Here is a 14,986-nt window from a genome sequence, read left to right on the forward strand (position 1 = left end):
GTTTCCAAGGAGGGGAGAGCGTTATGCCCACGCCCGGTTTTGACATCAACGAGTTGAAGCGCCGCATGCAAGGCGCCACCCACGCGCTCAAGCACGAGCTGGGTGGCTTGCGGACCGGCCGTGCGGCAGCATCCATGCTGGAGCCGGTGCAGGTCGAGGCCTACGGCTCGCACATGCCCCTCAACCAGCTTGCCACCGTCAGCGTGCCCGAGCCGCGCCTGCTTTCAGTGCAGGTATGGGACAAGTCGATGGTGAAGGCCGTTGAAAAGGCGATCGTCGATTCCAATCTCGGCCTCTCGCCCGCGACCGAGGGGCAGGTGCTGCGTTTGCGGATTCCCGAGCTCAACGAGGAGCGGCGCAAAGAACTGGTGAAGGTCGCGCACAAATACGCCGAAGCCGCCAAGGTCGCCGTCCGCCATGTCCGCCGCGACGGGCTCGACATCGTCAAGAAGCTCGAGAAGAATCACGAGATTTCCGAAGATGATCAGGAGCGGCTCGCCAACGAGGTGCAGAAGGCGACCGACGGAACGATCGCGGAAATCGATCAATTGCTTGCGGCGAAGGAAAAGGAAATCCTCACCGTTTGACGGCAACCTGGAAGAGTTGAGACTGGTTCTGGAATTTTGATGATGCCGAACGCCGCCGCTACTGCCACGGAAGGACCGGATCGATCCGTTCCGTTGCATGTGGCGATCATCATGGACGGAAACGGGCGCTGGGCGGCAGCGCGCGGCTTGCCGCGTGCCGAAGGCCACCGTCGTGGCGTCGAGGCGTTGCGGCGTGTCGTTCGCGCCGCCCATGAACTCGGCGTGCGCTATCTGACGATCTTTTCGTTCAGCTCCGAGAACTGGTCACGGCCGGCAACCGAAATCGGCGATCTGTTCGGATTGCTCCGTCGCTTCATCCGCAACGATCTGGCAACGCTGCACAGCGACGGCGTGCGCGTGCGCGTAATCGGTCAGCGGGAAGGGCTGGAGCCCGACATCTGCACGCTGTTGAACGAGGCCGAGGAGCTCACCAAGGACAACAGCAAGCTCAATCTGGTGGTCGCATTCAACTACGGCTCACGCCAGGAAATCGCGGGCGCCGCGCAGCGGCTGGCACGTGAAGTGGCGGAGGGTAAGCGCGATCCGACATCGATCGACGCCGATACGCTCGGCCGCTATCTCGACGCACCCGACATTCCCGATCCCGACCTGATCATCCGCACCAGCGGCGAGCAGCGGCTGTCGAACTTCCTGATGTGGCAGGCCGCCTATAGCGAGCTCGTTTTCGTGCCGATCCACTGGCCGGATTTCGATAAGGCCGCGCTTGAAAGCGCGATTGCCGAATATGCCAGACGGGAGCGCCGATTCGGCGGTCTGGCCGCGAAAACCGGATCGTGACCGAGCCTGAGGCCGCGCCGGCGGCAGCGAGCGGATCAGACAAGCGCAATCTCGCGATGCGCATCGCCGCTGCCGCCGTGCTGATCCCGCTGGCGGTTGCGATCGCCTATGCAGGCGGCTGGCTGTGGGCGGCGCTGGTGACGCTGGCGGCAATCGGCCTGTTCGTGGAATGGCTCGCGATCGTGGGCTTCACCGGTGCGATGCGCGTGATCGTACCCGGCGCGGCTGCGCTTGCGATCGCGGGGGTTTGCTTTGCGTTGCGCCGGCTCGACGCCGCACTGATCGTGCTTGCGGTTGGTTTTGTTGCTGTCGCCGCGATGGCGCCGGAGCGGCGAAGCTGGGCAGTGGCGGGATTTCTGTACGCGGCGGCCGCCGAGATCGCCTCCATTCTGGTGCGCCTCGATTCGGTGAAGGGGTTTGCCGCCCTGATGTTCGTGCTGCTGATCGTGTGGGTGACCGACAGCGGCGGCTATTTCGCGGGACGCGGCATTGGTGGGCCGAAGCTCTGGCCGCGCGTCAGCCCGAAAAAGACCTGGGCGGGCGCCGCCGGCGGATTTGTCGCCAGTCTGGCCGTGGCGTTCGGATTTGCGGTGTTCGACATTGGCAGAGTAGGGCCGCTATTGGTGCTTTCGGCGGCCCTCTCGGTCGTTTCGCAGCTCGGCGATCTCTTTGAATCCGCCGTGAAGCGGCGTTTCGGGGTAAAGGACTCAAGTCACATTATTCCCGGCCACGGCGGGCTAATGGATCGCCTGGATGGATTTGTCGCAGCCGTCGTCGTGGCGGCAGTTTTCGGTCTTTTGCGGGGTGGCGCCGATGGCGTCGGCCGCGGTCTTATGGTTTGGTGAAACGATGAGCGCAGTTCCATTGCGTAACAACAGAGCCGTGGCGGCCGCCGCGCGCACCGTCACGGTGCTGGGCGCCACCGGCTCGATTGGCGACAGCACCATGGATTTGCTGCGCAGCGCGCGCGACCGCTATCAAGTCGAGGCGTTGACCGCTAATTCCAACGTCGAGGCGCTGGCCAAGCTCGCGAAGGAATTCGGCGCGCGATTCGCCGCAATCGCAGACCCGGCGCGCCTTGGCGAACTGAAGAACGCGCTGGCCGGCACGGGCATCGAATGCGGTGCGGGCGAGAGCGCCATCATCGATGCCGCCGCGCGTCCCGCCGACTGGGTGATGGCGGCGGTGAGCGGCGCGGCCGGGTTGAAGCCCGCGCTGGCCGCGGTCGACCGCGGCGCTGCGGTTGCGCTCGCCAACAAGGAATGCCTGGTTTGTGCCGGCGATTTCTTCATGCAGCGCGCCGCGAAGGCCGGTGCCTGCATCCTGCCGGCGGATTCCGAACACAACGCGCTATTTCAGGCGCTCTCTTCCGGCAATCGCGAAGAACTGGTGCGCGTGATCATCACTGCTTCGGGCGGGCCGTTCCGCACCTGGGCGCCGGCCGACATCGAACAGGCGACGCTCGAGCAGGCCCTGAAGCATCCGAACTGGAGCATGGGCCAGAAGATCACGATCGATTCCGCCTCGATGATGAACAAGGGCCTCGAAGTGATCGAAGCCTCTTATCTCTTTGCGCTCTCGGCTGATGAAATCGACGTTCTCGTGCATCCGCAATCAATCATTCACGGCATGGTTGAGTTTTCCGATCGCTCGGTGGTTGCGCAGCTCGGCGCGCCCGACATGCGCATTCCGATAGCGCACTGCCTGGGATGGCCCGACCGAATCGTCGGGCCGTCGGCCCGGCTCGATCTCGCAAAAATCGGCCAGTTGACCTTCGAGGCGCCGGACTTTGAGCGGTTCCCAGGCTTGCGGCTGGCCTACGAAGCCTTACGTACGGGCCGTGGTGCGACCACGGTATTCAACGCCGCCAATGAGGTGGCGGTGGCGGCTTTCATCGCCGGAAAGATCAAATTCGGATCGATCGCGCGCCTGGTCGAAGCCACCATCAACGACTGGATTCGCGCCGGGAACCTTGCGCCTTTGAGCTCGGCCGACGACGCGATCTCCATTGATTATAACGCGCGAAATAGAGCCGCCTCCCTATTGCCTCAAATTGCCTCAAAGGCATCCTAGAGGGTTGGGACGGAGCCATCGGCTCTTGTCGAGGGGAACCTGATGTCAGAATTTTTTTTACATAGTTTCAATACGTTGAGCCACGGGCTCATCGGCTACATCATTCCCTTTTTGTTTGTTCTGACCATCGTCGTGTTCTTCCATGAACTCGGCCACTTCCTGGTCGCGCGATGGGCCGGCGTGAAAGTATTGACGTTCTCGCTTGGCTTCGGGCCGGAACTCGCCGGTTTCAACGATCGCCATGGCACGCGCTGGAAGATCTCCGCGATCCCGCTCGGCGGCTACGTGAAGTTCTTCGGCGACGAATCGGAAGCCTCGACACCGACCTCGGCCGAGACGCTGGCCAAGATGACCGAAGAGGAGCGGGCGGGCAGTTTCCATCATAAAAAGGTCGGCGCACGCGCTGCCATTGTTGCCGCCGGCCCGATCGCGAATTTCATCCTGGCGATCGTCATCTTCACCTGTCTCTTCACCTTCTTCGGCAAGCCGAGCACGACGGCGCGCGTCGACAAGATCGAAGCCAGCAGCGCTGCCGAGCGGGCGGGCTTTCAGGTCGGCGACGTCGTCACGGCCATCGATGGCAAGAAGATCGGCAGCTTCTCCGACATGCAGCGCTTCGTCAGCGTGCGCGCCGGGGAGACCATGACCTTCACCGTCAAGCGCGGTGATTCCACGCTGGAGCTCAAGGGCACGCCGGAACTGCGCGAGGTGAAGGATCCGTTCGGCAATACGCAGCGGCTCGGAATTCTCGGCATTACCCGCGCAACATCGCCGGGCGAGGTGACCACGGAGAAGGTCGATCCGGCGAGCGCGCTGTGGCTCGGAATCAAGGAAACCTGGTTCGTCATCGAGCAGACGCTCGCCTATATCGGCAACATCTTTACCGGCCGGGCCAGCGCAGACCAGATCGGCGGGCCGATTCGGATCGCGCAGATTTCGGGGCAGGTCGCCACGCTCGGGCTGATTCCCCTGCTTCACCTGGCGGCGGTGCTGTCCATTTCCATCGGGCTGCTGAATCTCTTCCCGGTTCCATTGCTCGATGGTGGTCACCTTTTGTTCTATACGGCCGAAGTGGTCCGGGGGCGTCCATTGTCAGAAAAATCGCAGGAATATGGGTTCCGCGTGGGCCTAGTCCTGGTCCTGATGCTGATGGTGTTCGCTTTCTATAACGATTTCCATCAGGTGCCGTGGCTGAAGGGGTTGTTCGGCAGATCGTAGAAGCGGCTTTTTTATGACGTTGCCCATTGGCAACGTCTTGGAATGAAAATGGAATCGCATCGCGAAGTCTGGTTTGCCGCCCTGTCGAAATTGGCTACAAGCAATGCAACTTAGGGAATCTGCCGGTTCGTAAAGGGGTACGGGCCGGCATTGCAATGACGAGGGCGCGTTGCGCATGATGTTGGGAATGCGAGTGCGGGGGGGCTTGCTGGCCGCTCTGATCATGGTTGCCGCGCCGATGGGGAGCGCGCTGGTGTCTGCGCCGGCTGCGGCCCAGACCGCGGCGTCGATCGCCGTTGAGGGGAACCGGCGTGTCGAGGCCGAGACCATTCGCTCCTACTTCAAGCCGGGTCCTGGCGGTCGCCTTGGGCAGGCGCAGATCGACGACGGCCTGAAGGCGCTGATCGAAACCGGCCTGTTCCAGGATGTGCGAATCAATCAGGTCGGCGGCCGGCTCGTCGTCACCGTGGTCGAAAACGCCGTGATCGGGCGCATCGCTTTCGAAGGCAACAAGAAGGTCAAGGACGAGCAGCTTTCGGCTGAAATCCAGTCCAAGCCGCGCGGCACATTCTCGCGCCCGATGGTCCAGTCGGACGCCCAGCGCATCGCCGAGATCTACCGGCGCTCCGGCCGCTATGACGTGCGCGTCACCCCGGAAATCATCGAGCAGCCGAACAACCGCGTCGACCTGGTCTTCACGATCACCGAGGGCAGCAAGACAGGCGTCAAGTCGATCGAGTTCATCGGCAACGTCGCTTATTCGTCCTATCGTCTTAAGGACGTTATCAAGACGCGCGAATCCAACCTTCTGAGCTTCCTCGGCGGCGCCGACGTCTACGATCCTGACCGGGTGGAGGCCGACCGCGACCTGATTCGGCGCTTCTACCTCAAGAACGGCTACGCCGACGTGCAGGTGGTCGCCGCGCTGACCGAGTACGATCCCGACAAAAAGGGCTTCCTCGTCACCTTCAAGATCGAGGAAGGGCAGCAATATCGCGTTGCTTCCGTCGATTTCCAGACCTCGATCCCAACCCTCGATGCCGCCTCACTGCGCAGCTTCTCGCGCGTCAGCGTCGGCTCGGTCTACAATGCCGAAGCGCTCGAGAAATCCGTCGAGGAAATGCAGATCGAGGCCTCGCGCCGCGGCTATGCCTTCGCGGTGGTGCGTCCGCGCGGCGATCGCAATTTCGAACAGCACACGGTTTCGATCGTATTCGCCGTCGACGAAGGCCCGCGAACCTATATCGAGCGTATCAACATCCGCGGTAACACCCGTACCCGCGACTACGTGATCCGCCGCGAGTTCGACCTGTCCGAAGGCGACGCCTACAACCGCGCGCTGGTCGATCGCGCCGAGCGCCGGCTGAAGAACCTCGACTTCTTCAAGACCGTGAAGATCGTCACCGAGCCCGGCTCATCGACCGATCGTGTGATCCTGATCGTTGATCTCGAAGAAAAATCGACCGGCGACTTCTCGGTTTCCGGCGGCTATTCGACCACCGACGGTGCGCTGGCCGAAGTCAGCATCTCCGAGCGCAACTTCCTCGGCCGCGGCCTCTATGCCAAGGCGGCTGTGACCTACGGTCAGTATGCGCGCGGCGGTTCGCTGTCGTTCGTCGATCCCTACCTGTTCGACTACCGCGTCGCGCTCGGGCTCGACCTGTTCTACCGCGAGCAGCTCGCCAACAGCTACATCGCCTACGGCACCAAGACGCTGGGCTTCAGCCCGCGGCTCGGCTTCACCCTGCGGGAAGACCTCGCGCTGCAGCTGCGTTACTCGATCTATCAGCAGGAAATCTCGCTGCCGAGCCAGCTCGCGAACTGTAACAACGTTCAGTTCCTGCCTGACGGATCACCGAATCCGAACTTCAATCCCAGCCCGGCCTTTGCAAATGCGACCGGGATTAGCCTGGTCTCCACAAACGGTCTCGGATGTTACTTCGACGGCGAAGCATCGCTGCCGGTCCGCAGGGAATTGCAGAGCGGCAAGGCGCTGACCTCGGCGGTCGGCTATTCGCTGAACTACAACACCCTGGACAACAACAAGAATCCGACCGACGGCTTGCTGATCGACTGGAAGCAGGACTTCGCCGGCGTTGGCGGCGACGTGAAGTACATTAAGTCGGCGATCGACGCGAAGTACTACACCCCCCTGGTCGCCGATATCGTCGGTTTGATCCACCTCCAGGGCGGTATCCTCAATCAGTTCGGCGGCAGCGAGCTGCGCATGCTCGACCACTTCCAGATGGGTCCGAATCTGGTTCGTGGTTTCGCGCCAAACGGCATCGGTCCGCGCGATATCAACCCGTTCGGCACACGTGACGCGCTCGGCGGCACCAAGTACTGGGGCGCTTCGTTCGAACTGCAGATGCCGTTCTGGTTCCTGCCGAAGGAAGTCGGGCTCAAGGGCTCGGTCTATGCCGATGCCGGCGGACTGTTCGACTACAAGGGACCGACGTCCTGGGCACAGACGGGCGAAGTTAATGTGCCTGGCTGCGTCCCGCCGACACAGGCAACCGCAACGACCGCGGCCACTCCCGGGACCTGTTTGGGATTGCAGTACGACAACGGCAATGTGGTTCGCACCTCGGTGGGTGTCGGTATTATCTGGGCCTCGCCGTTCGGTCCGCTGCGCTTCGACTATGCGGTTCCGCTTACGAAGGGTCAGTTTGACCGCGTGCAGGAATTCAAGTTTGGCGGTGGCACATCGTTCTGAGGCGTCTCGTAGCAAGCGGACGTAGGGTCCGCGTGACGAGAACACCAGGGAATAAGAGGAGGGCTTGGCTCCGTTTTGTCGGAGCCGGCCCTCAGGTGTGAGCACCGGCCGGACTGCGACGGGTGGAATGGCGCAGCCAATATTCTTCAAGCAACCACCTTCCGCGATGCTGGCCGACCTGGCCGCGTTGACGGGAGCGGTATTGGTTGACCCCGCACGGGGTGGTCACGTGATCAGGGGTCTCGCTTCGCTCGACGAAGCCGGCCCGATGCATCTGGCGTTCTTTGACAACCTCAAATACGCCGATCAGCTCAAGACGACCAAGGCCGGCGCCTGCCTGGTCAGCCCGCGTTTCGAGGCCCAGGTGCCGGTCCATGTGGCGGCGCTGCGGGCCGCCCAGCCGTTCCGCGCTTTCGTGAAGCTGGCGCGCGAATGGCATGGCGATGCGCTTCGTCCGCAATCCTGGTTCGACAATGAGGGCATCGCGCCGTCGGCGATCATCGACCCTTCCGCGCATCTGGAGGACGGCGTCATCGTCGATCCGCTGGCAGTGATCGGTCCGCGGGTCGAGATCGGCACTGGCACCGTGATCGGCGCCGGCGCGATAATCGGCGCAGACGTCAAGATCGGCCGCGACTGCAATGTCGGCGCGCGCACCGCGATCCAGTTCTCACTGATCGGCAACAACGTCCTGATCCATCCGGGCTGCAGCATCGGCCAGGACGGCTACGGGTTCATCTTCTTCGGCCCCGAAGGCCACCTCAAGGTGCCCCAGACCGGGCGCGTCCTGATCCAGAACGACGTCGAGATCGGCGCCGGCACCACTATCGACCGCGGCAGCCTGCGAGACACGGTGATCGGCGAAGGCACCAAAATCGACAATCAGGTCCAGATCGGCCACAATGTAACCATCGGCAGGCACTGCCTGCTCGCCGCCCAGATCGGACTCGCGGGCAGCTTGACGATCGGTGACAACGTCGCGCTGGGGGCGAAGGTGGGTATCAACAACCACCTCAAGATCGGCGACGGCGCCCAGGTGACGGCCATGAGCGCGGTCAAGGACGATATTCCGCCGAATGGCCGCTGGGGCGGTCATTTTGCCAAACCGACCAAGCAGTGGTTTAGAGAGATTGTTGCGGTGGAGCGGCTGGTGCAAGGCGGTACGGCCGACCCGAAAGGCGAAGGGCGAGAGTGATGGAGGAGGCACCAGTCAGGTTTGAGCTCGTGGATATCAACGAGATCCTCAAGACGCTTCCCCACCGTTATCCGATGCTGCTGATCGACCGGGTGATCAAGATCCGGACCGACTACAGCGGCATCGGCATCAAGAACGTCACCTTCAACGAGCCGCCGTTTCTCGGCCATTTTCCCGAGCGGCCGGTCTATCCCGGCGTGATGATGATCGAGGCCATGGCGCAGACCGCCGGCGTCATCGGCATCAAATCGGTCGAGGGCACCGAGAAACCGCGCGCGGTTTATTTTCTTACCATCGACAAGTGCAAATTCCGCAAGCCGGTGATGCCCGGCGACACCATCGAGTACCACATGCGCTCGATCGGTCGCCGCAAGGCGATGTGGTGGTTTCACGGCGACGCCAAGGTGAATGGCAGCGTGGTCGCCGAGGCCGACGTCGGCGCGATGCTGACCGATTGAATCTGACCGGATTTTTCCGTCACACAACTGACGGATTCCTGATGTCTCTGCTCAATCATTGGTGGTGGAACCCATGCCGAGGTCGATTGAGGAGATTTGCTGCCTAAATTCCGGGTTGGGTCCACGCTTTTCAACGGGGGCGTCCGTGAACAAGCTTGCTTCCATCATTTCGTGTTTGGTCATTTTTCTGCTGATGTCGTCGCCTGGTTACGCGACTGATCTGAATGGACTTGTCGCGTCGCTCAAGGGCGGTGGTTACGTCATCGTGTTTCGGCACGGCGCCACCGACGATAGCCAGAAGGACGTCTATCCCTTCAAATTCGACGACATGAGTGCGCAGCGGCAACTAAGCGACAAGGGCCGCGCCCTGGCGCGCGAACTTGGGGCCGCGCTCGCGAAACTGGGCGTGCCGATCGGCGAAATTTACACGAGCCAACTGAACCGCGCGGTCGAGACCGGCAGGCTGATCGGCGGCAAGGACGTGTCTCCTGTCGAGGCCCTGACAGATAGCGGCGCGGGCAGTTGGTCGGCGATGGCGAATCCCGATGGCAAGAACGCCAACATTGGACGCTCCGTGCGCGACTTGGTCAGTGCGCCCCCGAAAGCCGGCGTCAACAATCTGGCGGTAACGCACAAGACCAATGTCGCCGACGCCTTCGGCAAGGAATTTGCCGATATCCGCGAAGGCGAAGCGCTGGTGTACAAGGCCAGCACGTCGGGTCAGCCCGTCCTGGTTGCGCGCGTGCAACCCGGCGAATGGATCGCGCAGGCCGGCAGCTAGATTTGAACGCGGCGCCTGCGCGAAAGCCGTCGTCAGTGTGATCTGCCTGCCACAAGGCACGGCATCGGCAGGAGCCCTTGTGCTGCGCAAAAGCTGCTTAATGTCGGATCGTCGACAGAGCGAGGTACTCGGCTGCGCAGCACGTGCGGTCCGTCATTGCGGGCCGGTTACGTCGGGAACTTAGCTTCCTCGACGGACTTGTAATCTCCGGGCGACAGATCGCTGTTTGAGATAGTCGCATGAGATTTCTCAGAACTGCTGTAGTGCTCATTGGCTCGGCCTCTGTTTTCGCCGGAAGCGCAATGGCACGCGACGACGGCCGTTACGCCAATTCCCCGCTCAAGTCCTGGTTCGACAGCCTGAAAAGCGGCAAGGGGCCGTGCTGCTCCGACGCCGACGGTTCGGCCGTCTCCGACGTCGATTGGGAATCGAAGGATGGTCACTATCGCGTGCGACTGGAAGGTCAGTGGATCGACGTCCCTGACGACGCCGTCATCACCGAGCCAAACCGCGTCGGCCGAGCGATGGTGTGGCCGATCAAGGGATCGTATGGAATATCGATCCGCTGCTTCCTGCCCGGCAGCATGACGTGAGGCCACCGATCGTTCTGGCGTTCGGCAGGCTCGGCTGGACACCTCGAAACACGCCGTAACCATACGTCACTAGACAGCCCTGGTATGCCGCGCTAACCACCGGAAAACGCGAGATATTCGCGTGCAACGGATGGGCTGGGCTGCTTGATGGGTACGATCGATCCAACCGCGCGGGTTGAGGATGGCGCTGTGATCGGTGAGGGGACCTCGATCGGTCCTTACTGCATCGTCGGGCCCAATGTCGTCATCGGTGCGCACTGCAAGCTGATCGCACATGTGAACGTGACGGGGCATACCACCATCGCCGATGGTTGCATGATTTACCCATTTGCGGCACTCGGCGGCCCGCCGCAGGATCTCAGCTATCGCGGCGAACCGACCCGCCTCGAAGTTGGCGAAGGCTGCACCATCCGCGAAGGCGTAACAATGAATATCGGAACGAAGAAGGGTGGTGGCCTCACCCGGGTGGGCGCACGCGGTTACTTCATGAACAATAGCCACGTCGGCCATGACTGTGTCGTCGGCAATGACGTGATCTTCGCCACGTCGGCGACGCTGGGCGGCCACTGCGAGATCGGCGATTTCGTCTATATCGGCGGGCTCTCCGCCGTGCATCAGTTCACCCGGATCGGACGGCAGGTGATGGTCGGCGGCGTCTGCGGGGTGCGCGGCGACATCATTCCGTTCGGGCTCGCCAACGGCCAGTATGCCAGCCTCGAAGGGCTGAACATCATCGGCATGAAGCGCCGCAAGTTTACCAGGGAGCGGCTCGCGAAGGTGCGCGCCTTCTACCAGAAGCTGTTTCACGGCCCCGGCATCTTCGCGGAGCGGCTGAATGACGTGCAGCCGCTGGCTGGAGAGGATCCGGCGATCGCGGAAATCCTCGCCTTCATCGGTGATGGCAAGCTCCGCCCGCTCTGCCTTCCTGCCGGCGACGGCAACCGGAATTGATCACGGATCGCCGCAGCCATGACTTCAGCGGCTTCTGACATCTCATCACCCGTCGGCGTCATCGCAGGCGGCGGCACGATGCCGTTTGCGGTGGCGGATTCGCTTGCCGCGCGGGGGATCGCCCCGGTGTTGTTCGCGCTACGTGGCGCCTGCGATCCCGATCGCGTTGCCCGCTTCCGGCATCACTGGATTTCAGTGGGGCAGCTTGGTCGCGCGACAAAGCTGTTCCGCAGCGAGGGATGTCGCGACCTGATCTTCATTGGCACGCTGCTGCGCCCGGCGCTATCCGAAATCAGGCTGGACTGGGGAACGATCCGCGTCCTCGGCCGCGTCTGGGCTGCGTTTCGTGGCGGCGATGATCATCTGCTGTCGGGGATCGGCCGCATCCTCGAACAGGATGGTTTCCGGATGGTTGGTATCAGGGATGTGGCGCCCGAGGTCCTGATGCCGGAGGGAAGTATTGCCCGTGCCTTGCCCGATCCCGATGCTGCCGCCGATATCGAAAAAGGGCGGAAAGTCCTCGCTGCGCTCGGCCCATTCGACATCGGCCAGGCTGTTGTGGTGATCGACGGGCATGTGGTGGCGGTGGAAGACATCGAGGGCACTGACGGGCTATTGGCGCGCGTGGCACGGCTGCGCGAGGCCGGGCGCATTCGCGCCAAGTCCGGTCGCGGCGTGCTGGTGAAAGCGCCGAAGAGCGGGCAGGATTTGCGCTACGACCTGCCGACAGTGGGCGCCAGGACGGTCGAGGGCGCAGCCCAAGCCGGCCTCGCCGGCATTGCCGTGATCGCCGGACAGACGATCGCCGCGGATTCGCAAGCGATGATCGCGGCGGCCGATGGCGCCGGCCTGTTCGTTCAGGGGCTGCCCGCGTGACGCCGGGTCGCGCCACCGCCGGGATGGAGCGGAGGGTATTTCTGATCGCGACGGAAGAGTCTGGCGATCGTCTCGGCGCCAATCTGATGAAAGTGCTGCGCCAGCGCCTGGGCGACGCGGTGCGGTTCGAAGGCGTCGGCGGCCGCGCGATGGCACGCGAGGGCCTGGACACGCTGTTTCCGATCGAAGAGCTCTCGATCATCGGGCTTGCTGCCGTCGTCAAGGAATTGCCGAAGATCCTCGGACTGATCAAAGAAACCGCGATCGCGGTGACCGAAGCGGCACCGGATATCCTCATCATCATCGATAGTCCGGACTTTACCCACCGCGTTGCAAAGCGCGTGCGCGCCAAGAATCCCACGATTCCGATCGTCGACTATGTGTCGCCCTCGGTCTGGGCGTGGCGGCCTGGCCGGGCGCGCGCGATGCTGAAATATGTCGACCACGTACTGGCGCTCCTGCCGTTCGAGCCCGATGCCTATCGCAGGCTGCATGGGCCGCCCTGCAGCTATGTCGGCCATCCCCTGACCGAGCAATTGGGCTCGCTGCGTCCGAACGCCGATGAAGCGAGGCGACGGGCGGAATCGCCGCCGGTGCTGTTGGTGTTGCCGGGAAGCCGGCGCAGCGAAATCCGCCACCACATGGCGGTATTCGGCCAGGCGGTGGGATTGCTGCAGGAGCAGGGCACGGCCTTCGAGCTGGTGCTGCCGACCATGCCGCATCTGCAGGAAACGGTCGTCGAGGCGGTGAAGGGCTGGCCGGTCCAGCCCCAGGTCGTGATCGGCGAGCAGGACAAGCGGGCGAAGTTTCGCATCGCCCATGCGGCGCTCGCCAAGTCCGGCACCGTGACGCTTGAGCTGGCATTGGCCGGCGTACCGATGGTGACGGCCTACCGCGTCGGCGCCATCGAAGCGTTCATCCTGCGGCGCGCGATCCGGGTGTCGTCGGTGATCCTCGCCAATCTCGTGATCGGAAAGGACGTCATTCCCGAATTCCTTCAGGAGGAGTGCACGCCTCAGAAACTGGCACAGGCACTTCGCGATGTGCTGTCGGATTCCGCCCTGCGCCGCCAGCAACTCGAAGCTTTCGCTACGCTGGACGATATCATGTCGACCGGCAATCAGCCGCCGAGCGTGCGCGCGGCCGATATCGTGCTGGCGACAATGCACAAGGCGCGGCGGCCATAAGGTGCCGTTGCTGGGCAAAGCGCAGCGTGCCCACCATTGTCACCAACAGTTCGGAGTGATGGTGGGCCCGCGGGAGCCTGTCATCGGGCGCGCATTCGCGCGACCTGTTGGCTTTGCCACCCTACAAAAAAGCCGGACGCGACTATCGGGTCCGGCTTCTCTGTTGTCGCAGTGGTCGCCGTTACTTCCGCTTGTCCATCGGGACGTAATCGCGACGGGCAACGCCCGTGTAGAGCTGCCGCGGGCGGCCGATCTTCTGCTGCGGATCCTCGATCATCTCGCTCCACTGGCTGATCCAGCCGACAGTGCGGGCGACCGCGAACAGCACGGTGAACATCGAGGTCGGGAAGCCCATCGCCTTCAGCGTGATGCCCGAATAGAAGTCGACGTTCGGATAGAGCTTGCGGTCGATGAAGTACTGATCGCTCAAAGCGATCTTTTCCAGTTCCATCGCGACCTTCAGCATCGGGTCGTCGCCATGGCCGGTCTCGGCCAGCACGGCGTGACACATCTTCTGCATGATCTTGGCGCGCGGATCGTAGTTCTTGTAGACGCGGTGACCGAAGCCCATCAGGCGGACTTCCGAGTTCTTGTCCTTCACCTTCGCGATGAACTCGGGGATCTTGTCGACGGAACCAATCTCCGCGAGCATCGCAAGCGCCGCTTCGTTGGCGCCGCCATGCGCGGGGCCCCATAGGCAGGCGATGCCGGCTGCGATGCAGGCGAACGGGTTGGCGCCGGAAGAGCCGGCGATACGCACCGTCGAGGTCGAGGCGTTCTGCTCGTGATCGGCGTGCAGGATGAAGATCTTGTCCAGCGCGTCAGCCAGCACCGGATTGATCTTGTAGTCCTCGCACGGCACCGCGAAGCACATGTGCAGGAAGTTCTCGGCAAAGGAGAGCGAGTTCTTCGGATACATGAAGGGCTGGCCGACGGTGTATTTATAGGCCATCGCAGCGAGCGTCGGCACCTTCGCGATCATGCGCATGGAAGCGATCATGCGCTGCTTCGGATCGTTGATGTCGGTGCTGTCGTGATAGAACGCGGCCAGCGCGCCGACGGCGGCGACCATGATCGCCATCGGATGGGCGTCGCGGCGAAAACCCTGGAAGAAGCGGGCCATCTGCTCGTGAACCATGGTGTGATGGATCACGCGGTAATCGAAATCCTGCTTCTGGGCCTTGGTCGGAAGCTCCCCGTAGAGCAGCAGGTAGCAGGTCTCGAGGAAGTCACCCTTTTCGGCGAGCTGCTCGATCGGGTAGCCGCGATATTCCAGCACGCCGGCGTCGCCGTCGATGTAGGTGATTTTCGACTGGCAGCTCCCGGTGGAAGTGAAGCCGGGGTCGTAGGTGAACATCCCGGCCTGGGCGTAGAGCTTGGCGATGTCGATGACATCCGGCCCTACCGTACCGCTGAGGATCGGGAAATCGTAGGTCTTGTTACCTACCGTGAGCGTTGCAGTCTTGTTGCTGGATTTTGCGTCCATCGTGCATCCCCGATGAAATCGTTACGAAAACCGCGCCTCACCTCGGTACCATTTTCGGGGCACGGAC

14 protein-coding genes are annotated in these 14,986 nt (G+C 62.7%); 13 read left to right on the forward strand and 1 reads right to left on the reverse strand.

Annotated features, from left to right (window positions below; translation table 11 throughout):
• Window positions 1–23: 23 nt before the first annotated feature.
• The 13 genes from frr to lpxB all read left to right on the forward strand — a co-directional run bounded on the left by frr (window position 24) and on the right by lpxB (window position 13,433).
• On the forward strand, window positions 24–587 hold the full coding sequence (frr, locus tag HCN50_RS25140; protein WP_057843034.1) for a ribosome recycling factor: 564 nt from the start codon (window positions 24–26) through the stop codon (window positions 585–587).
• Between the two features lie 42 nt (window positions 588–629).
• The gene (locus HCN50_RS25145; RefSeq protein ID WP_171712618.1) at window positions 630–1,385 is read left to right on the forward strand and encodes an isoprenyl transferase; all 756 of its coding nucleotides are present in this window, start codon (window positions 630–632) and stop codon (window positions 1,383–1,385) included.
• Window positions 1,382–2,230, forward strand: coding sequence for a phosphatidate cytidylyltransferase (locus tag HCN50_RS25150; protein WP_171712560.1), 849 nt, complete (start codon window positions 1,382–1,384; stop codon window positions 2,228–2,230). The genes HCN50_RS25145 and HCN50_RS25150 overlap by 4 nt, the downstream gene beginning before the upstream one ends.
• A gap of 4 nt (window positions 2,231–2,234) precedes the next feature.
• A complete protein-coding gene (gene dxr, locus HCN50_RS25155; protein ID WP_171712561.1) occupies window positions 2,235–3,458 on the forward strand; it encodes a 1-deoxy-D-xylulose-5-phosphate reductoisomerase in 1,224 nt (407 codons plus the stop codon).
• 42 nt (window positions 3,459–3,500) lie between these two features.
• Entirely contained in the window at window positions 3,501–4,676 is a 1,176-nt protein-coding gene (gene rseP, locus HCN50_RS25160) for an RIP metalloprotease RseP (protein ID WP_171712562.1), read from the forward strand.
• A gap of 175 nt (window positions 4,677–4,851) precedes the next feature.
• The gene (gene bamA / locus HCN50_RS25165; protein WP_171712563.1) at window positions 4,852–7,392 is read left to right on the forward strand and encodes an outer membrane protein assembly factor BamA; all 2,541 of its coding nucleotides are present in this window, start codon (window positions 4,852–4,854) and stop codon (window positions 7,390–7,392) included.
• Window positions 7,393–7,519: 127 nt separating this feature from the next.
• A complete protein-coding gene (lpxD, locus tag HCN50_RS25170) occupies window positions 7,520–8,587 on the forward strand; it encodes a UDP-3-O-(3-hydroxymyristoyl)glucosamine N-acyltransferase (RefSeq protein ID WP_171712564.1) in 1,068 nt (355 codons plus the stop codon).
• Window positions 8,587–9,045 carry a 3-hydroxyacyl-ACP dehydratase FabZ gene (fabZ, locus tag HCN50_RS25175; RefSeq protein ID WP_057859038.1) on the forward strand — a complete coding sequence of 153 codons (459 nt, stop codon included), beginning with the start codon at window positions 8,587–8,589 and terminating at the stop codon, window positions 9,043–9,045. The genes lpxD and fabZ overlap by 1 nt, the downstream gene beginning before the upstream one ends.
• 145 nt (window positions 9,046–9,190) lie before the next feature.
• Window positions 9,191–9,826 carry a histidine phosphatase family protein gene (locus tag HCN50_RS25180; RefSeq protein ID WP_311968217.1) on the forward strand — a complete coding sequence of 212 codons (636 nt, stop codon included), beginning with the start codon at window positions 9,191–9,193 and terminating at the stop codon, window positions 9,824–9,826.
• A 239-nt stretch (window positions 9,827–10,065) separates the two neighbouring features.
• Window positions 10,066–10,419: a hypothetical protein gene (locus HCN50_RS25185; protein WP_171712565.1), complete on the forward strand. Its 354-nt coding sequence runs from the start codon at window positions 10,066–10,068 to the stop codon at window positions 10,417–10,419.
• Window positions 10,420–10,566: 147 nt separating this feature from the next.
• The gene (gene lpxA / locus HCN50_RS25190) at window positions 10,567–11,370 is read left to right on the forward strand and encodes an acyl-ACP--UDP-N-acetylglucosamine O-acyltransferase (RefSeq protein ID WP_171712566.1); all 804 of its coding nucleotides are present in this window, start codon (window positions 10,567–10,569) and stop codon (window positions 11,368–11,370) included.
• Between the two features lie 18 nt (window positions 11,371–11,388).
• Window positions 11,389–12,246, forward strand: a complete 858-nt coding sequence (locus tag HCN50_RS25195; protein WP_171712567.1) for an LpxI family protein — start codon at window positions 11,389–11,391, stop codon at window positions 12,244–12,246.
• A 23-nt stretch (window positions 12,247–12,269) separates the two neighbouring features.
• Complete coding sequence (lpxB, locus tag HCN50_RS25200) at window positions 12,270–13,433, forward strand: lipid-A-disaccharide synthase (RefSeq protein ID WP_171712620.1); 1,164 nt, start codon at window positions 12,270–12,272, stop codon at window positions 13,431–13,433.
• 181 nt (window positions 13,434–13,614) lie between these two features.
• Here the strand turns inward: lpxB and gltA are convergent, their stop codons facing one another.
• Entirely contained in the window at window positions 13,615–14,919 is a 1,305-nt protein-coding gene (gene gltA / locus HCN50_RS25205) for a citrate synthase (RefSeq protein WP_171712568.1), read from the reverse strand.
• Between the last annotated feature and the right edge of the window lie 67 nt (window positions 14,920–14,986).

Source organism: Bradyrhizobium archetypum (assembly GCF_013114835.1).
Lineage (GTDB): Bacteria > Pseudomonadota > Alphaproteobacteria > Rhizobiales > Xanthobacteraceae > Bradyrhizobium > Bradyrhizobium archetypum.